Raw genomic sequence first — 19693 nt, forward strand, 5'->3', positions numbered from 1 at the left:
AATGCTTTTTATCACCATGTTTTGTTACCTGTTTTTTTATACAGGCAGACATAACTTTGGCTGGGCAACAAAAGCAATGCGCGAAGATTTAGGAATTTCATACACCTTTATTGGCTGGATAAGTTTCGCTATGCTGATAGGTTATTCGTTAGGACAGTTTATCAACGGAAATCTCGCCGATCGTTTTAATCCAAAATACTTAGTGCCAATAGGAGCTTATTTGTCTATTGCCTGCAACTTAGGAATTAGTTTTACCCATTCGCCTTATATCATTTTAGTTTTATGGTTTTTAAACGGGTACTTTCAATCGATGGCTTGGGCTCCTGGAGGAAAAATAATTGCGAATTGGTTTAAACCAGAAGAACAGAACAAAGCCTTTGGTTTGTATACCATGGCAGCTGGATTTTCATCGGCAGTAACTTTTGGGATTTCAATTTATATTACCTCGCTGCATTTAGACTGGAGAATGTTGTTTAGACTGCCGGTTTTACTATTGTTTGTGTCGGCCACCGTATTTTTAGTTTTTATAAAGGCATCGCCGGTTCCTGTAGAAAGAAAGTCAAAAGGTTTCGATTTTGCAGCAATAAAAAAAAGTTACAGTGAAGTTCTGGGGCATAAAAAGTTTAGATTAGTCTGCCTGTCATTTGGTTTAGAAAGTATGGCACGCTACGGCTTAATATTTTGGGTTCCTGTACATTTTTTAGGCGATAACTGGAAAGAAGATCCTTCGTTAATCTGGGTTACCTTTTTGCTTCCGCTGGGCATGGCTTTTGGTGCTTTTAGTTTTGGGCAATTGTCAACAACGCTTTTTAAAAGCAATTATAAATCTATATTCATGGGAATGCTGGTTTGCTGCGGGCTTTCATTTCTATTGTTCTTTATGCATAATGCAAATCTAGTTGTGATAGGATTTCTTTTGATTGCCTGCGGCTTTTTTGTTTACGGACCTCAAGCTAATTTTTGGGCTTTGTGTCCACAAATAATGGGGCGGGAGCGAACGGGAACCGCAATTGGAACCATGAATATGTGCGGTTATCTTTTTGCAGCATTAGGAGAACCTTTACTTGGATATATTATTGAAAGAACAGGAAATACGAAATTTTTATTCTTAGTCATTTCTATAATATGCTTATTGTCTGCTTTAATAATGTATTTGATTAAAGAAGAGCGATAAAAGCAATTTGTCATAAAATAAAAACACCTCTAAAGCAAAAGTTTTAGAGGTGTTTTTGATTGTAATTGCGTTGTTTAGAATGTTTTGTGTATAATTTTTAACACATAGAAACATAGTTTTATACTTCAATAAAAGGCGTTTTACTTAATTTAAATGCACATAGCGTGCCCATGTGAGAGAAACGTGTTTCTTTTTGTCTTCTTGTTATAGATAAAAATAGAATCTATGTTTCTCTGTGTTTAATACGTATTCAACAAGGGTAGAGGAGAATTTTACTTTTGCTCTGCAATTGTTGATTTATTAAGCTTAACAACTCGAATTGTTTTATTTGTATTATCAGATAAAAAGATGCGATCATTAAGCAATACAGTACTTACAATAGTTCCAAAAGGATTTTGTCCCATAATGTCAGAGGCATTTACTCTTGGTTTGTATTCTCTATTGTTAAACTCATCTTTTGGATAAAGACGTAAATAAGATGTGTTTCCTGCGTTTTCTGATGTTATCGCCCAATCTTTACTAAATACTACCGAAATTGGTTTTGCGTCTTCAAAAGGAGCTTTTACGGGTTCTAATGGAGTAGTTATTGAAGCTGCAGCATTTGCACGAATACCAGCAATGTTATAATATAAATAGCTTTTAGCATCTCTTCCTGCAACTACCAAATTTCCATCCGTTACATCCATAGAATATACTTGATCGAAACCGCTTAAAGTGTTTAGTTTAGCAAAAGGTTTTAAATTCCAGTCGCTGGTTTCAGTAATTTGTGAAGCTTCAAAAACTTTAATAGATTTTTCCTTTTCCTTTACAAATACCAATCCGTCCTTTGCAACAACGCCAAAAACGTGTACAAAAGTCTGCCACCATTGTCCGTTTCCAACCGTATTAATTCCAAGAGTAGTGCTTTCATCAAGAACAAAAAGTCTCGATTCGACACTTCCTACGTAAATTCTTCCATTATCAATAGAAACAGATGTTAGATTTACAAACGGAATTGTTGTGCTGCCTTTTGTGTAGTTTGCAATTGTTTTAATATGTGCTAAAGTCACGGCATTAAAAACCTCTAAAACATTGCCATTACAAACATATAGTTTCTCTTTTGAAATCGTGATTCCTTTAGGATCAAGCGTTCCAGATCCGTCGCCAATTTGTTTAGCTGTAATCGAAGCTTCGTTTGTAGGGTAGTAATAGTCGTAATTTGTTGGTTCAGGGCCATCAGAATCTTTGCTGCAGCTGGTAATAAAACAAAGCAGCAGTATTAAAAAGGGTAGTTTGTTCATGTTGATTTTGCGGGTTAGTTCCATTTTCCTTCTCCTTTATATTTTAGTAAAAATGGGTTTTTAGGATTTATCTTAAACTCTGGTTTTTTGTATTTACCCGTTAGGTAACTTGTTTTGCTGTATCCTTTTAGGACTTCAGGATCTGTAAAAGGCAGATCGTTTAAGTAAATCAAGTATTTATAAAAATCAGTAAGCATTTCCTGTTGACCGCCGCCTTCACCGCTGTTTGCTAAGTTACTGCTGTGTCCCCAGCCAATATGATGAGAGTATTCGTGTGACCAAACCGACATTTCGCCTAACCAATGTCCTGTAACATATCCAGATTCCCATTGAGAAGCCAGCGCGCCGCCGCCTAAAGCTGCTGCGCCGCCAACCATTGCCATATTTACCGTTCTGCCGTCAAGGTAATTCCAGTACGTTTTTTCTATTTCCTCTTTAGTTAAATAGTCATAAGTCCCGTCCTTATCTTCAGCATTTCCATGCCAATTAAGCGCACCATTTATTGCAGTTCCTGCCGTAGCAGCCTGTTCCTGTTTGTATTTGTTGAAATTTGTAAAAGTGCTGTAATACATAGGATGACTTAAAGCATAAGAATAATTAATGATCATAGTTATGGCTTCTTTTGCCAAAACTGGATTCATTGGTAAAAACTTTCCAAGTTCATTAGTATGATACGCAGCGCTAAATTGTACTAAGTGTGTAGACTTGATTTTTTTAAATTTCAGAAATAAAGGATCAGTAGATTCTACAGAAAACTCGATTGCTCCCGAAGAAAATCCTTCGATTTTGTCAATTGTAACTGTTTTTCCGTTTTCAAGCTCGTAGTCATGTTTACCTGCTGTTAACGGAATTTGATGAAAAGATCTGTGAAAAGCCGGCACTTTTGAAAATTTGTAAAGAACAAATCGTTTTTCATAGTTAGGTAATTTAGCATATATTTTCACGTCAGTTAATCCAACTGGTGAATATAGTGATACTTGAACGGAATCTTTACCTTTTTGAATTACTTGTAAAGGCACGATTTCCTGCTGGTAATGTTGCAGCGTCAATACTAGGCAGATAATTTGGCTTGTAATTTTCGCCGTCTTCCTTGTCACTGCACGCAAAAGTGATACTTGCCAGAACGGCAAGTACTGGAAAAAAATAATACGTTTTTTTCATTAGTAGGGTTTTGATTAAACTTGGGGTTTGTTTTTAATTTTTTAATATTAAAGCGCAAATTTCGTTTAAAAAACGATAATTTTAATAAGAAATTTTTAATTTTTTAAGATTTATCTGTAAAATACTCAGAAACAGTAAAAAAAGCAAAGCCTATTGCTGTAAACAAAAGGCTTTGCCAAATATTAATTGAATTAGTAAAACTGTTCGATGTAATTACTTCATCTGTCCTTTTCGCTCGAGGCTTAAAATTATTTTAAACACATAGAAACATAGGTTTTATTTCTAGAAAGGAAAACTAAAAAGAAACACATTTCTCTTACATAGTAGTTTATGTATTTTTGGTCAAGTGAAACACCTTTGTATAAAGCCGTAAAACTATCCAGACAGTTATTATGACTATGTTTTAGAATCAATTACGACCTAATTTTCGTTAGATGGTTTTCCAATTGTTGCTAATATACCGCCGTCTACATAAACAATATGGCCGTTTACAAAATCACTTGCTTTTGAACTCAAAAAGATTGCTGCACCTTGTAAATCGTCTGGGTCTCCCCAACGTCCTGCAGGAGTTCTCCCCATAATAAACTCATTAAAAGGATGTCCGTTTACTCGAATTGGAGCTGTTTGGCTTGTTGCAAAATAACCAGGGCCAATTCCGTTTGTTTGAATATTGAATTTAGCCCATTCCGTAGCCATGTTTTTAGTAAGCATTTTTAATCCGCCTTTTGCCGATGCGTAAGCACTTACAGAATCTCGGCCAAGTTCACTCATCATTGAACACATATTAATGATTTTTCCGCCCCCGCGTGTAATCATTCCTTTTGCTACATTTTTAGAAACAATGAAAGGACCTGTTAAATCAACCTTTACCACAGCTTCAAAATCTGCAACTTCCATTTCTATAATAGGCGTTCTTTTGATAATCCCGGCATTGTTTATTAAAATATCGATAGAACCTACTTCAGACTCAATTTTGTTAATTGCTTCGATTACTGCATTTTCATCAGTTACATCAAATAAGTAACCGTAAGCTTCGATTCCTTCCGATTTATATTCGGCAATTGCATTGTTTACTGCTTCTTGCGACGAATGGTCATTTACTACAATTTTTGCACCTGCATGTCCAAGTCCTTTAGCCATTGCCATTCCTAATCCGTGAACACCACCTGTAATTAATGCTGTTTTCCCTGTTAAATCAAATAAATTAATTGACATTCTTTTTTGTTTATAGTTAATAGTAATTCTGTTTTAGTTCTTTTTTACCGTTATAATCAGCGGGTTGTTTACTTTTTGATAAAAAGCATTCAAGTAATCAAACCATTGTTTTGCAGTAGTGATTTTACCTGCTTTATCCCAAGCTGCGCCAGTGTAATACACAATTGGTTCGTTGTTTTTGACGGTTGTTTGTGTTAGTATTTGTTCTTTATTGCTCCACATAGAAGTTGCCGGAGTTGTTACAATAGAACCTACTGCTGTTGTGCCGTCTTTTTCGAAAGCAGGTTCCCAATATCCCATAATACCTTGTTGTTCATTTAAAGAAATAACACCTGCTTTCTCTCTTTTTATGATTCCTACAACAACGGGAATTGGCTTATTGTCATTGAATGTGTAGATGTTTTCGATTCGGTTAAGCTGTGAACCAGCATCAAGTGAGATAGTTTTTACGGCGCTCATTTTTATGCCGCCAGCGTTCCATTCGTCATATTTTAGTTGAAAAGTGGAGCGTAAAGGACCATTGTCCAGAACTTTCCATTGATGATAATTGCCTGAGTAACGAATAGTGTCTTTGATAAACGGAGCCATATTTCCGGCACCCAAGGTAAAACCTACGTGATAATAATCTAAGCCGTCACCATGATCGATATGGTAATCATCACGTTTGTAGCGGTCGTTTAATACTAATTTATTTGTTCGTTTTACCCAAACATCAAAACCGTAAGCATCACCTTCAGTTTTTTCTAGAGCTTTTCCATAAGCGCGAAACGCAATTTTATCGTTTTCCCAAGCAAAATCATCTTTGCGTTCCGGAACGTAGCGAGCATATGTTTTTGCTGCAAAAGCTTCAGGTTTTCCTTTTTGAATAGAAAGGTTTAATCCTGATTTTGCTTTAACATTTACTTGCAGTAATAAATTTTGAACAGCAGCAGAACCTTTGTGTTCCAATTGAAAAGGAACCTGCTTTTTTGTGCTGGTATTAATTACGATAAAGTTTGCTGTATCGATTTGCGGATAGGAGGAAAGTATGTCTTTCCATTTTACAGAAACCACAGTTTCCGTTTGATCTGCAGCCAAATTATTTTGAATAGTAATACTTGCTTTTGTCTGCCCGATAGAAGTAAAGGGTAAAATAAAAGTAAGTATAGAAAAGTATTTTGTTATTTTCATAAAATTATAATTAATAGTTTGTTATGTTGTTTTATTTAAAGTTGTTATTTGATTTAAAAAAGGCATAAATAGAACGTGTCGATCAAAAATGAAATCATTTTGCCGAGGTTGTAATTTTCGAAATTATTGAGTTTACCTTTGTGTAAAGACTTTGTTTTAACAGCTGTTTAATTAAACAGGCGGAGGATTGTAAAAGGTGCTTTTTGTTTGCATTAGTTAGTTTGTATTGTTGTTTAGTTATTCTTTTGGCTGCTCTAGTTTGGCTAAATATTCGCTCGGCATACAGCCATAATGCTGTTTGAAAGCGGTTGAAAAATAAGATGGAGAGTTAAAACCGCACATATAGGTAATTTGTGCAATTGTGTATCGCTTACTCTGCATTAATTCTACTGCTTTTTTAAATCGGATTCTTTTTATAAAATCCATCGCCGATTCGCCTGTAATAGCTTTGAGTTTTAAATAAAGATTAGAACGGCTCATACCAATTTGTCTGCTGAAATGATCTACTGAAAACTCAGAATCTGCTAAATGATCTTCGACAATTTGTATGGCTTGTTTAAGAAAATCTTCGTCAAGCGTATTAAAAGCAATGTTTTCGGGAACCATTTCTTTGCCTACAGCATAATATTCCTTTAAACGTTTACGAGAGCGCAGCAGATTTGTAATTTTCGCTGCCAATATTGGAGTTGAAAAAGGTTTTGTAATATAATCATCAGCGCCCATTTCTATGCCTTTTAACTGCTGGCTCGTTTCGGTTCTGGCGGTTAAAAGCACCAACGGAATATGCGAAGTATTGATGTTTTGTTTAACACGTTTGCAAAAATGCAATCCGTCAAGTTCAGGCATCATTACGTCGCTTATAATAATATCAAATTGATGAATCTCTAGAAGTTCAAGCGCCATTTGACCATTGTAAGCGACTGTTACATCGTAAATTTTGCCAAAGTAATCCTGCAGATAATCTATAATCTCTTTGTTATCATCAACTAAAAGCAGTTTAATAGGCTGATCTCTTTCTGCTAATTCGTTTTCTTCTTCAAGGATGTTTTCGTTATCAAGTTCATTATCAGTAACGATATCTAATTCATACAAAGAATCTTCGATATGCTGATCGTTTTTATAAACTTGATCAGAAAGAGGAATTGTTACTTTAAAAGCACTTCCAACTTCTTTAGTACTTTCGGCAGAAATTTCTCCGTGATGCAGTTCGACTAAGCGTTTTGTAAAAGCCAAACCAACACCAGAGCCCAAATTCATTTCACGATTGTTTACCTGATAAAAGCGATCGAATACTTTTGATAAATCGTCTTCACTAATTCCAACCCCCGTGTCAGCGACTTTTATTTCTACAGTTTCATTTTTCTTTACTAATTCCAGTGTAATGCTCTGACCCGTTTTGGTATATTTGAAAGCATTGGATAAAAGATTGAATAAAATCTTTTCCATAGCATCTTTATCAAAGTAAAATAAGAGTTGCGTTTCGTCTGTATGAAAGGTAAAATGAATGTCGTTTTTTTCTGAAAGCGGTTTAAACGACTCGTAAATTTCACGTGTAAAACGAACAATATCACCTTTGCCCACTTTAAGCTGTCGCGTTCCCATTTCGGTTTTTCTAAACTCAAAAAGCTGATCGACTAGGTTGTATAATCTTTTTGCATTAATAAACATTAGTTCGTGTTTCTTTTTAGATATTTTGTCTGCAAAAGGTGTTTTTAATAATTCCTCTAAAGGAGCCAGAATCAATGTTAAAGGCGTTCTTAATTCATGCGAAACATTAGTAAAGAAATCCATTTTTACTTGGTTGATATAACTCACTCTTTCTTTGTCTATTCGTTCTAATTTTAACTGTTGTTCAGCCTGAATTCTTTCTTTAATAATTTTAAAACCAATATAAACGGCAATACCAATAATGGTTAATAACAGCAGCGAAAACCAAAGTGTTTTATACCAAGGCGCAAGAATATCAATTGTTAAACTTCTCACGGAACTCATTTCTCCATTTGGACCAACGGCTTTGATTTGAAAGTTGTATTTTCCTGCTGGTAAATTGCTGTAACTCACTTTTAGCTGATCTGTGCGCTGCCAGTCTTTATCGATGCCGTCGAGTTTATAATAGTAATACGTTCTATTAGATGAAATATAGTTGAAGGTGTTGAAAAAGATACTGAATTGCTTGTATTCTGAACCAATTTCAAGTTCTTTTACCTGATCGATATGTTGTTCTAAAATATTGGTTTCATCATTTACGGCAACCGTTTTGTTTAAAACCTCAAGTGTTGTAAAACTTAGTTTTAAAGGCAGCGGTTTTTGTTTGATCATAGCAGGATAGAAGTACGAAATACCTTTGATACCGCCAAAAAGCAACATACCGTCTTGTGCTTTGCAAAACGAATATTCGTTAAACTGTTTGTTTTGCAAGCCGTCACTTTCGTCAAAATTTTGAACCGAACGACTGTCTGGGTTAAATTTGATTAAACCATTATTTGTAGAAATCCATAAATTGCCATCATTATCTGGAACAATACCGTAAATGGTTTCTTGAAAAAAATCTTTTCTAGCTTTAAAGCTTATAAAAGATTCCTGATTTTCATCATACAAACGCAAACCTTCTCTAGTACCAATCCAAATTCGGTGTTTTTGATCTTCAGTTATGCAATTGATAATATCTTCGCTTAGTTTTCCATGTCCAACATTTCCAAATAAAAGCGTATCAGGGTAAAAGAGCGTAACTCCGTTTGTAGTTCCTATCCAAATGCGATTTTTACTGTCTTCAAACAAAAAGGTAACAGCGTCTGATGTTAAACGTTTTCCGGCTTTGTCGAGATGAATATGAGTAAAAGTTTTGGTTTCGGGATGAAACTGATCTAAACCAGTTCTAGTACCCACCCAAATACGTCCTTTTGAGTCTTTAAGAAGAGCGTACACCAAGTTTCCTGCAATACTGTTAGGATTTTTTTCATCATGAAGAAATCGCTGTGCTGTTCCTGATTTTGGATTCAGAAGATTCATTCCGCCATTATGAGTGCCAATAAGTACATTGCCGTTATCATCAAAAGCAATGGCTTTAATATTATTAGAACTTATACTGTTTGGATTGTTTTCACTGTTTGAGTAATAACTGATAGTACCAGCGTTTTTGTTCCAATAGTTTATTCCTTTGTCATTTGTTCCTATCCAGAAATTTCCTTTAGCATCTTGTTTGATTACTCCAATAACTTCATCATTTAGCGATGGTTTAGCCGAGTTTTGGCTTAAAATATTAAACTTAATATCGTTTTTATGATAGTAATTGATACCGCCATAATAGGTTCCCAGCCAGATTCCGTTTTGTTTATCCTTCAAAAAGCATCGTACCGAATTTTGAGCAATTGTATACGGCTGTGAAATTTGATGATAATAATTTGTAAATGAATTGGCCGCTGGATTATAAATAGAAAGACCTCTAAAAGTGCCAAACCAGATATTGCCCTCTGTATCTTTGCCCACACAGCGAATATTATTATCAGCGATACTATTTGCTGATGAACTGTGTGTAAGACTAGAAGTCTGGCGGTTTTGACCATTATACAAGATCACTCCATAACCTTCAGTTGCAATCCATAAGCTCTTGTTATCTACAAAAACGCTATTGATGTAAGGTTTGTTCGTTCCTAAATTCAGTTTTTTTAATTGATGTGTTTTTGGGTTTAATTGAAAAAGACCAACATCGGTACCAATAAGAAGCTGCTGCTGCCAAAAACCGATGTAAGCAATCTCTTTTATTTCGTGAGAAGAAGCTTTAAATTTAATATTGGTAAATTTTCCGTCTTTTGGTGAAAGAACAAAAATCTCTCCTGTAATTGATGCCGCCCAAATACGATGTTCGCTGTCTTCTGTAATTGACGAAATGTACCATTCGCCCAAACTTTTTGGAAACTGGTAATTCGTAAAATTATCAGTATCATAGTTATATACACTTAAACCTTGATTTCCGCCTATCCACAATCGCCCTTTATGATCTGTAAACAAACTTCGAATGAAATAAGATTGTAAATTGTTTTTAGCATTTTTTAAAGGGCGATACACTTTAAAACCTTTACTGTCATAACGATTTAATCCGTCCTGAGTTCCTATCCAGATAAAACCTAAAGTATCTTGCTGAATAGCAAAAACAGAACTTTGCGACAAGCCTTTATCAACCGAAATAGTTCGGAAATAGCGATCTTGTACCTGAGCCTGACTTTTAGTGGCAAAAAGTATGAAATAGAAAAGCACAGCTATGGCAATCGTTTTCTTCATGAAAGTCTCAATTTTAATTGTTTTGTTTGTTTTCTTTTAAAATAAAAGTCATTGATTAAAGGAATCAAAAAATCTGCTAAATCTGCTAAATCTGCGTGAAAAAAAATGAACACATAGAAACATAGATTTTAAACTCTAAATCAGAGTGTTTTTAGAAAATGACTTTTTTCCGCATAGCCCTCTGTGTTTAATAGTTTATTGATAATTTAACTCTAAATTTAAACAAAAAGAAAACACTTTATTCTTTTAATTTTTATCGTATTTAGCCGCATCTGGCAATTCGTCAACAACTTCTTGTTTGTTTACTTTAGAATTGTAAAATTCTAGTAATACAGAACTTCCTGCAATTTTTGGTGCATATTTTTTTCCTTCAAACTCTATAGATTGATTTCCAAAACTAAATGCTGATTTTGCGGTTTTGCCAATTACTTGTAATGCTGCCGTTTTCTTGCCGTCTAACTGCGCTAAAATTTCCCAATCTCCCACTTGTAAATGCTTTAAATCATTAACGTTTGATAAGGTTTTAATGACTTCTGTTTTACCTTCTTTGATTTGAATGATAGCCAAGAATCTAAATTTTTGTTTAGGTTCTGAGGTAATTCCGGCGTGCCATTGGTCTTTAAAATCTTTAATTTTACCTTCATCATCGGTAACTTTATTCCAGTTAACTGCAGCTTCAAAAAACTGATTGTGTACAGCCATTTTTAGCGGACTTTCGGCATAAACATTAGCAGTAACATTTCCTAAGTCTGTTTTTACGACAAATTGCTGCTGATTCGATTTTTCTGCGTTCTGACCTTCAATAGTGTAATATGGGCAATGAAACTGTGTGGTCCATTTAACTGGATTTTTGGCTTCTAGTTCGTCGTACAAAACAATATATCCGCCTTCTAATTGGAGCATATGTCTTCTGTATAAGGTTACGCCAGATTCTCCATAGCCGTTTTCTTTGCTTGGTACAACTTTAATTTGTTCAAATCTGTTCAGCCAGAATTCGCTTTTAATTTCGCCGTAAGCATTGCTGGCGTCTCCTAAAGCATACTGTATGCGTTTTCCTGAAATCGCTCTCGGAATCCATCCGTAACCTTCTTCGCCTATTTTTTGGTTTAAGCTGTCGGCCAAAATAGTGTTGTATGCTTTTGTAGATCTATAATGCAAAAGATTGTGCTTGTCGCTGAAATTGCTGTAATAACCGGTTCCTCCAAAGATTACTTTTCCTTTATAATTAATTGTAAAAGCATTTTGCGAAGCGTGCCCATGTCCCGAAGAACCAAACGGACTGCTGAATAAATAACTGCTTAAAGTTTTATCGGCATTGGCTAAATCTTCATGCATGACAACAACTCCTACATCTCCAAATTTGCGTGTTTTAGGCAAATCTGAAGGGGATGAAACAGGTAATTTTCGGTTTGGTTTAAAATTTAAAAGACGGAAAAGCAGGAAATCATCTGTACCGTGGTAATAAGACGGATATTCTTTTTTTATTCCGTCAACATACCAGTTTAAATAAGGATTATCAATTTTGTAAGTCAGCGCATCTGCAAACCAAGCTTCGCCTTTTACAATGTACGGAATATTCTCCCACATGTCTCCAATTGCGGTACTTGCCGATTTATTAGGATGTGTATAAAGCATATAATAGGGCAGATTCTGCATCCAAGGCAATTTGAAATAATCGACTCCGCTAAAATCGCCAAACATTTGCGACAGGTAGATAATCGATTTAAAGTTGACTCTAAAATAGCCGTTTCCTTCATGCCAGCCGCCGTCTGTTGTGCCAAGAACTGGAAAACGCGCCGACCATACTTCATACAAATAAGTAAGCCATTCTTTTGCTTCGGGCACATCGTTTATTACTGAAACGGTTGCAATAGCAAGATTTCGCATAGTAATCTGCCAGACATGATTGTCACTTACGTGCAATTCAAAACGATTTGGTAAATGATCGTAAACTCTTTTTGCTCTCAGTTTAATGATATTTTTAAAAAGCTCTTTTTCATCTGGTGATAAAAAATCATATCCTGCATCGTAAAACCAGCCTAAAGCTTCAAGTACTGCACCGCTTGTAAAATCATCGCCAGTTGCAAGTCCGTCAGGATTCATATTAGCAATGTTTATGGCTCTGCGTTTGGCATCTAAAATGAAACGCTTGTCTTTAGTAAGCTGATAAGCAATACATAAATTACGAACAGGAGTACCAACAGCATCTCCAAAACCATGATACATTCGCTCGATAATGATCTTTTTTTCTAATGGATTTTTACCAGTTGTATCAATTACGCGTTGCGGTTTCTCTGTTGGGAGAGGAGCAAGCATTAATTTTTCCGCGTAAGCGATAAACTTTTTAGCCTCAGGATTATCTAGATTGTTTTTGTAAAAATCTTCGCCAATTGTACGCATATCCCACAAAAGCGGATGTGCTCCTTCATTTCGTTTTAAAACTTCGTTTACAGGCGGAGAAACTTTTTGTGTTGCATATTTTGAATCAATAACGAAATCGTACGTTGAAGACCACGTCCATTGATTGCTGTTTTTTAAGGCATACCCATATTTCCAATACCATTTTCCAGATTTTAAAGCCTGATGCAAAGGATAAACTGCCCAACGTTGTTCGTTACTGGTAATTAAATCTTTAGTAAAGTTTTTATCGCTTGCCAGCATTACTTTGTATCGTACGTTGCCAATATTTGGATCTTCTGGAATTGCGCTGCCGCTTTCCATTGGTTTCACCATTTCTTTACCGTTTGTTCCCGGCCAAAGCAGAGCAGGAGCATTTGTAGGCACTGTTATTCCGTTTACAGGATATGGCCATTCGCGTACTCTAGAATGTAGTTTTTCGGCAGTGAGTTTAATTTCTGCAGGTTGCTGTGCAGCTAGTTTACCACTTAGAATTAGTAAGATCGCAAAACTTATTTTTTTTATCATGGTAATTATAACTTAGTTTTAGAATCATATTTTGCGACATCTGGTAATTCATCGATTACTTCTTGCAGCATTGGTTTGTTATTGATAGTTTCAACAAGCATTGAGCTTCCGCTGGTTTGATGTTGATACGTTTTTTTTCCTAGTTTAATAGAAGAAGCACCGTAATTAAAAGCCGTATTTAATTTTTCATTTTTAATGTTTAACATTGGAGCTTGATCACTATTTAATTGTGCAGATAACTCCCAGCTGCCAAAATTCAGCTGAATGTTTCCATTTTCTAATGCGACAGGTTTTATGATTTCCGCAGCTTTACCATCGATTTTAATGACGGTTAGAAAACGCATTTTTTTACTTGGCGTTGAAGTTATTCCCGCATGCCACTGATTTTTATATTCGAAAATTTTTCCGTCTGGGCCAGTTACTTTGTTCCAGTTTACGGCAGCTTCGGCAAACTTATCGTGCACTTGCATTTTAAGATCAGTATTGGCAAAAACACTTGTATTGACTAAACCTACATCTGTTTTTACGGTAAAATTCTGTTGTTTACTGTTGGCTGTTTCTTTCGATTCAATTGTGTAATAAGGCACTTGAAATTGAGTTGTCCATTTTACTGGTTTTTCAGCTTCCAGTTCATCGTAAATCACAACATAACCTTCTTCTAACTGCAGATAATGTCTGCGATATAGGGTAATATTTCGCTGTCCGTATCCATTTGCTTCATTTGGTACGACATTAATTTTTTGAAAACGATCCAGCCAGAATTCATTTGTAATAGGACCGTAAGCTTTTGCAGCATCGCCCAAAACATATTGAATGTGTTTTCCTGTAATAAAACGTGGTGTCCAGCCATAACCATCTTCGCCAATTTTTTGTCCCAGACTATCTGCGAGAATAGTCGAATAAGCTCTTGAAGTGCGATAATCTAAAAGGTTGTGACGATCACTAAAATTACTGTAATAGCCAGTGCCTCCAAAAATTGTTTTGCCCTTATAGTTAATAGTAAATGCATTTTGTGAAGCATGACCGTGACCAGAAGAACCTATTGGACAGCTAAAGAAATAACTGCTTAAATTTTTAGAAGTATCAGATAGATTTTCATGCATAGCAGCGATTCCCATGTCTTGAAACCAACGTGATTTCGGAAGTTCATTAAATGACGATTCAGGCAGATTTCGTTCTGATTTATAGTTTATTAATCGATAAAGCAATAAATCATCTGTTCCTGTAAAGTAGTTCGGATAGTCTTTTTTAATTGCAGCTACATAAGTATTAAGAAAAGGATTGTTTATTCTGTACGTAAGAGCATCAGCAAACGAAGCGTCGATTTTAGCAATATTAGGTTCTTTTTCCCACATGTCGCCCATAGCCATGCATGAAGCCGCCGATGGATGTGTGTATAGCAGGAAATATGGAAGGTTTTGCATCCAAGGCAGTTGAAAATAATCTACACCGCTTAAATCTCCTAATAATTGAGATAAGTAAATAAACGATCTAAAGTTTACTTTAAAATAGCCGCTGCCTTCATGCCATCCGCCGTCATTATTACTTAAAATAGGGAATCGGGCAGACCAGACTTCATAAATATAAGTCAGCCATTTATTAGCTTCGGGTACTTCGTCGACAGTTGCTACGGCGCCTATTGCAAGATTTCGTAATGTAATCTGCCAAATGTGATTGTCGTTTATGTTGATTTCGAAGCGGTTTGGAAGATGACGGTAAATTCGTTCACCGCGTAATTTGATAACAGATTTTAAAAATGTTTTTTCGTCAGAGCTTAGAAATTCAAATCCAGCATCGTAAAACCATGCAACAGCTTCTAATATTGCTCCTCCTGTAAAATCATCGCGAGTAGCTAAACCGTCTGGATTCATCTTGGCAATATTGAGTGCTCTGCGTTTAGCATCCAAAATGAATCTTTTGTCTTTAGTCAGCTGATACGCAATACAAAGATTACGTACAGGATTGCCCACCATATCTCCAAAACCGTGATACATGGCTTCAATATTGATTTTTTTCTGAAGTTCAGATTTGCCGGTTGTATCGATGTAACGTCTTGGTTTTTCTTCGGGAAGCGGCTCCAGCATTAATTTTTCAGCGTAAGCGATAAATTTTTTAGCTTCAGGATTAGATAGGTTTTTTAAGTAAAAATCGTTCCCTATTTTATTCATATTCCAAAGCCTCGGATGCTGTCCGTTTACACGCTGTAAAACCGTAGCGGCTGATGGTGAAACGGGATTATTTACAGCTGCAGGATTAACGATAAAATCATATGAAGGCGACCAAACCCAGTTTTGTGAGTTTTTCTGACGATAAGCATATTTCCAATACCATTTTCCAGATTTTAAAGGCTGATGAAGCGGATACATTGCCCATTCTTGCTCTTCGCTGCTGATTAAGTTTTGCTTAAAATCAGGATCAGAAGCCAGTATTACTTTGTAAACCACATGGTGAATTTTTGGATCAATGGTAAAATCATCTCCAATATCTCCTGAAAGCACAATTTTCTTTTCGCCATTTGTTCCCGGCCAAAGTAAAGCAGGCGCATTTGTATTGATGGTCACTCCATTTGCAGGATAAGGCCATTCTCTAAGTCTGCCATGCAGTGTTTCGGCTGTTAATTTAATTGTCGCTGGCTGTTGACCATATATATGAAATGTAATTACAAAAAGTAATAACATAAATGCTTTTTTATGCAGCATAATCTTGTTTTTGGTTTATAACCCAGATTGAAAAGTATCTCCGTTTTCTTTGCACCACTGTTTTAAGTAACGACGCATTTCATTCAGTTGTTTTTTATAGGCTGAATTAACGGCTAGATTTGTAATTTCTCCTGGATCATTGGTTAGATTGAATAGTTGTTCTTTTAAATCGCCTTTATTGTAAACGATATACTTAAAATCTTTTGAAATTACAGCGCGTCCGCTGATGCCTAAAAGATCTTCGTTATCGGCAAAATCGGTTTCAATAACCAAAGTATCGCGCAGGTTTTGCGCTGGATTGGCTATTTTTTTGCTAAGATCGATTCCTTTTAAATAATTAGGTTTTTGTACTCCGGTAAATCCGCAGATGGTCGGAATAATATCGATTCCGTTACAAACCAGCATTTCGTCAGTTCGTGGTGACCATTGACCTATTTTCGAAATAATGAAAGGTATTTTTGCTGATTCTTCGTATAATATTTGTTTTTGGTTCCAGCTGTGACCTGCGTAACCGTCACCATGATCTGCTGTAAAAACGATGATGGTGTTTTTTTCGATATTGTATTTTTTTAAAGAGGCGAGAACCATTTCGATATAAACATCTACTTTTTCTACCAAGCGGTTGTAAGCCCAACGGTATTGACGCCATTGATCTTCAGTCCAGTTTACACTTGGATAGGTTCCTGGATTTACTTTTTGCTGTTCACGTACAATTTTAGGTTCATGATCTGGAATTTTCCAGTTAAGTGGCAAGGGTGGACATTGCGCTGCGGGTGGAGCTTTTTCTAGAACATCCATTTTTAGATCTTCATGGCGCGCCCACTCACAAATGTCATGCGGATTTAAAAAAGAAGCGACAAGCAAAAATGGTTTGTCTTTGTTTTCTTTGATAAAGCGCGCACAGAACGATGGAGTTGCCGCATCATTATAATCTTGAAAATTAGTGTTTTCGATGTATTCAAAACCATGCTGGCTTTTCTTTGCCGTTGGTACAGGCAAATGCCATTTTCCAACATAACCTGTTTTATATCCTCCGTTTTGGAAAATTTTCCCCATCATAAGCAAATCTTCCGGCCATTGTCCGTCTTTCTCTGGAGCATTTCCGATGAAACCATTCTCAAAAGGCATTTTTCCGCTCATAATTGAACTGCGTGACGGCGAACACAAAGGCTGCGCACAATATGCTCTGGTAAAACGGACACCATTTTGTGCTAGTTTATCCATTGCTGGTGTATGTAAATCTTTATTTCCTGCAATACTCATAGCATCAGCAGTCTGCTGATCGGTCATTATAATTAGAATATTGGGACGATCGCTGGTTTGAGCCTTACTCGCAAACGGGGCGGCGATCAAACCTGCTAGAGATAATAGTACTATTGTTTTTTTAAATAACATAATGGTCTGGTTTATTTAATAGCTAGCTGTCTTTTTATAGGACATAGAGTCTTTGAAAGTACAAAACGAATTTAGGGATCATTGATTTAAGATAGTTTTGATTTTGTACAAAATGCTATTAATTTTAATTAAAAATCAATACCTGTGCGGTATTTCATACTGATTTTGCACTTTAATTTTGTTCGCTTTTGAAAATATTCTTCAGTTTGGTAGTTTTATTATTAATGATAGGTTTTGCGCTGTAAGCTAAAAATAAAATATATCCAAGCGTAAAAAACAGAAAAGACATAGCATAACGAAGTCCAATATAATCACCTAAAGTTCCAATAATAAGAGGCACGAGTGCACCGCCAAAAATACCAGAACAGAGAATACCAGAAAAGGAACCATGATGTTTATGTGTAGAATTAAGTGCCAGCGAGAATACAATTGAAAACATAACTGAAATGGTAAAACCTAAAGTTATAAATGCCGCAACAGCCATTTCTGAATCACCAAATAATGCAGCAATTAATACGATCATGGAGAAAATACTGGCTGCTTTTAAAACTATTTTTGAGTCCCAAAGTTTTAAAACGGCAAGTCCAAGTAAACAGCCAAAAGTCATGGCTCCCCAAAACCAAGCAACAGTACTTGCACCTCTAGAAGCGGGGTCAATGCCATGATAGCTTCTTAAAAATTCAGACATCCAGTTTGCTAGTGATTGTTCTGTACCTACATAAGCGATAATTCCTAAAAAGAAAAGCCAAATTTCTCGTTTTTGCAGCAATTGTAAATATACTTGAGAAGTTCCAGTTTTTTCATCATCGTTGAGTTTTACAATTGGTATTTTCAGAAGTGCAATTACCAAAATGATTATTATAAAAATCAAAGTAAACAACCAGTATAAGATCGTCCAGTTTAGATTATTTTGAACAAGATTATTAAAAATAAAGTCTAGGAAAGCATTGTTTTGATGCAAGAGATAGGTAAAAACAAACGGACTGATAAATGAGGCTAAACCAAATGTAAGCTGTGCCATAACAGAGTAAAAAGCAAAGTTTTCTTCGCCTCCTGCTGTGCGCATCAACGGGTTAATAATAACTTGCAGCATGGCCATTCCTAATCCAATTACAAATAAAGAGCCTAGCGCAGTGCTGTAAAGAGGATTTATGGCAAAGGCTGCTGAGCCGGCTAAGTTTAAAGAAAAGGCTAGAAGCATTGCCTTTTTTTCTCCCATTTTTTCGATTAGTATTCCAGCGGGAATTGACATAATTCCATAAGCTAAAAAGAACGAGAAAGGTAAAAAAGCAGCCATAGTAAGGCTGAGTTTGTATGTTTGAATGATTATAGGCATTAATGGACCTAAAATACTGGTTACAAAAGAGATTACGAACCAAATAACAAGAATCATTACAACCAGAAAATTATTTCGTTTCATAAAGTTCCATTTTAAGTTTCTGAAAAACATTTGCAGTGCAGCCCAATATACCTGCCTTATTTCCTAATTTGGCAGCAACAATCTGGGTATGAACCGAAGCAGCAGGAATAGACAAGGTTTTTGTTCGGTATCTTAATTCGTCGATATAAAACGTGCCTGCTTCGCTGATTCCACCGCCTATAATTACTTTTTGCGGACTGCAGATGTTTATAAAGCTGGCAATACCTGCGGCTAATGAATCAAAATGACGTTCCATGGCACGAACGGCATGTTTTTCTCCAATATGGTATTTTTCGACAATATATCTACCGTCAATTTCTTCGGAAGAAAATTTACTTTGAGATTTATAATCTTCAATTAAAGCAGTAATAGAGGCGTAAGCTTCCAGACAGCCGCGTCCGCCGCAAGTGCAGGGCAAGCCGTTTTGCTGTATTATGATATGACCTAGTTCACCGCCGCGATTGTTAAAACCGCCGTAAAGTTTTTTATCAATCATAATAGCTCCGCCGATACCTGTGCCAACTGTTAGAAAAACAGCATCAGTACAATCTTTTGCCGCACCGTAGGTTAATTCGCCAAGTCCCATTAAATTAGCATCGTTATCAATAACAATAGTATGACCAGTTAGTTCTTTTAAAATAATGCCTAGTGGTAATTCTTCAAAACCAGGTAAATTATCTGCACCGCCAATGATTACGTTATTTTCGACAAGACCCGGAAAACCAATACCCACGCCGGCAATTGGCTTTTTTAATTGCAAGGTGCATTGGTTGATGGCGTCTGCGATTAGTTGTATAATTTCTTCTTGGGTGCCGGCATTCTGTAATGGAACTAGAAAGGACAGTAAAATTTTGCCTTCTTCATTAACAAGACCGCATTTAAGTGAGGTACCGCCAATATCGATTCCAACTGCGTAGGATGAAGGCAGTTCAGAATTATATAAGTTTATCATAATTGTAATTTTAATTACCCTCGT

12 protein-coding genes are annotated in these 19693 nt (G+C 35.9%); 1 reads left to right on the plus strand and 11 read right to left on the minus strand.

Annotated features, from left to right (window positions below):
- The first annotated feature begins 1 nt into the window (after nucleotide 1).
- The gene (locus NLG42_RS15340) at nucleotides 2-1174 is read left to right on the plus strand and encodes an MFS transporter (protein ID WP_257681484.1); all 1173 of its coding nucleotides are present in this window, start codon (nucleotides 2-4) and stop codon (nucleotides 1172-1174) included.
- Nucleotides 1175-1446: 272 nt separating this feature from the next.
- Here NLG42_RS15340 and NLG42_RS15345 read toward each other — a convergent pair whose 3' ends face one another.
- The 11 genes from NLG42_RS15345 to NLG42_RS15395 all read right to left on the minus strand — a co-directional run bounded on the left by NLG42_RS15345 (nucleotide 1447) and on the right by NLG42_RS15395 (nucleotide 19669).
- Entirely contained in the window at nucleotides 1447-2478 is a 1032-nt protein-coding gene (locus tag NLG42_RS15345) for a hypothetical protein (RefSeq protein WP_089056729.1), read from the minus strand.
- Complete coding sequence (locus NLG42_RS15350; RefSeq protein ID WP_257681485.1) at nucleotides 2469-3473, minus strand: hypothetical protein; 1005 nt, start codon at nucleotides 3471-3473, stop codon at nucleotides 2469-2471. Before NLG42_RS15350 ends, NLG42_RS15345 begins: the two co-directional genes overlap by 10 nt.
- Complete coding sequence (locus NLG42_RS15355; protein ID WP_257681486.1) at nucleotides 3445-3615, minus strand: hypothetical protein; 171 nt, start codon at nucleotides 3613-3615, stop codon at nucleotides 3445-3447. The genes NLG42_RS15350 and NLG42_RS15355 overlap by 29 nt, the downstream gene beginning before the upstream one ends.
- A 420-nt stretch (nucleotides 3616-4035) precedes the next feature.
- A complete protein-coding gene (locus NLG42_RS15360; RefSeq protein ID WP_257681487.1) occupies nucleotides 4036-4830 on the minus strand; it encodes a gluconate 5-dehydrogenase in 795 nt (264 codons plus the stop codon).
- Nucleotides 4831-4863: 33 nt separating this feature from the next.
- Nucleotides 4864-6000 carry a DUF4861 domain-containing protein gene (locus NLG42_RS15365; RefSeq protein ID WP_257681488.1) on the minus strand — a complete coding sequence of 379 codons (1137 nt, stop codon included), beginning with the start codon at nucleotides 5998-6000 and terminating at the stop codon, nucleotides 4864-4866.
- A gap of 237 nt (nucleotides 6001-6237) precedes the next feature.
- Entirely contained in the window at nucleotides 6238-10278 is a 4041-nt protein-coding gene (locus NLG42_RS15370; RefSeq protein ID WP_257681489.1) for a hybrid sensor histidine kinase/response regulator transcription factor, read from the minus strand.
- A gap of 246 nt (nucleotides 10279-10524) precedes the next feature.
- Entirely contained in the window at nucleotides 10525-13203 is a 2679-nt protein-coding gene (locus NLG42_RS15375; protein ID WP_257681490.1) for a DUF4962 domain-containing protein, read from the minus strand.
- A gap of 5 nt (nucleotides 13204-13208) precedes the next feature.
- Nucleotides 13209-15902, minus strand: coding sequence for a DUF4962 domain-containing protein (locus tag NLG42_RS15380; RefSeq protein WP_233206967.1), 2694 nt, complete (start codon nucleotides 15900-15902; stop codon nucleotides 13209-13211).
- Between the two features lie 15 nt (nucleotides 15903-15917).
- The gene (locus tag NLG42_RS15385) at nucleotides 15918-17297 is read right to left on the minus strand and encodes a sulfatase family protein (protein WP_089056734.1); all 1380 of its coding nucleotides are present in this window, start codon (nucleotides 17295-17297) and stop codon (nucleotides 15918-15920) included.
- Nucleotides 17298-17469: 172 nt separating this feature from the next.
- Nucleotides 17470-18717: an MFS transporter gene (locus tag NLG42_RS15390; protein WP_257681491.1), complete on the minus strand. Its 1248-nt coding sequence runs from the start codon at nucleotides 18715-18717 to the stop codon at nucleotides 17470-17472.
- Entirely contained in the window at nucleotides 18704-19669 is a 966-nt protein-coding gene (locus tag NLG42_RS15395; RefSeq protein WP_257681492.1) for an ROK family protein, read from the minus strand. Before NLG42_RS15395 ends, NLG42_RS15390 begins: the two co-directional genes overlap by 14 nt.
- Nucleotides 19670-19693: the final 24 nt, after the last annotated feature.

This window comes from Flavobacterium plurextorum (assembly GCF_024638035.1).
Classification (GTDB): domain Bacteria; phylum Bacteroidota; class Bacteroidia; order Flavobacteriales; family Flavobacteriaceae; genus Flavobacterium; species Flavobacterium plurextorum.

Excerpts from the sequence above, each read along its gene's own strand:
- NLG42_RS15395 (WP_257681492.1), bottom strand. The coding sequence starts at position 19,669 with ATGATAAACTTATATAATTCTGAACTGCCTTCATCCTACGCAGTTGGA.
- NLG42_RS15390 (WP_257681491.1), bottom strand. The coding sequence starts at position 18,717 with ATGAAACGAAATAATTTTCTGGTTGTAATGATTCTTGTTATTTGGTTC.
- NLG42_RS15360 (WP_257681487.1), bottom strand. The coding sequence starts at position 4,830 with ATGTCAATTAATTTATTTGATTTAACAGGGAAAACAGCATTAATTACA.
- NLG42_RS15380 (WP_233206967.1), bottom strand. The coding sequence starts at position 15,902 with ATGCTGCATAAAAAAGCATTTATGTTATTACTTTTTGTAATTACATTT.
- NLG42_RS15340 (WP_257681484.1), top strand. The coding sequence starts at position 2 with ATGCTTTTTATCACCATGTTTTGTTACCTGTTTTTTTATACAGGCAGA.
- NLG42_RS15365 (WP_257681488.1), bottom strand. The coding sequence starts at position 6,000 with ATGAAAATAACAAAATACTTTTCTATACTTACTTTTATTTTACCCTTT.
- NLG42_RS15355 (WP_257681486.1), bottom strand. The coding sequence starts at position 3,615 with ATGAAAAAAACGTATTATTTTTTTCCAGTACTTGCCGTTCTGGCAAGT.
- NLG42_RS15370 (WP_257681489.1), bottom strand. The coding sequence starts at position 10,278 with ATGAAGAAAACGATTGCCATAGCTGTGCTTTTCTATTTCATACTTTTT.
- NLG42_RS15345 (WP_089056729.1), bottom strand. The coding sequence starts at position 2,478 with ATGGAACTAACCCGCAAAATCAACATGAACAAACTACCCTTTTTAATA.
- NLG42_RS15375 (WP_257681490.1), bottom strand. The coding sequence starts at position 13,203 with ATGATAAAAAAAATAAGTTTTGCGATCTTACTAATTCTAAGTGGTAAA.
- NLG42_RS15385 (WP_089056734.1), bottom strand. The coding sequence starts at position 17,297 with ATGTTATTTAAAAAAACAATAGTACTATTATCTCTAGCAGGTTTGATC.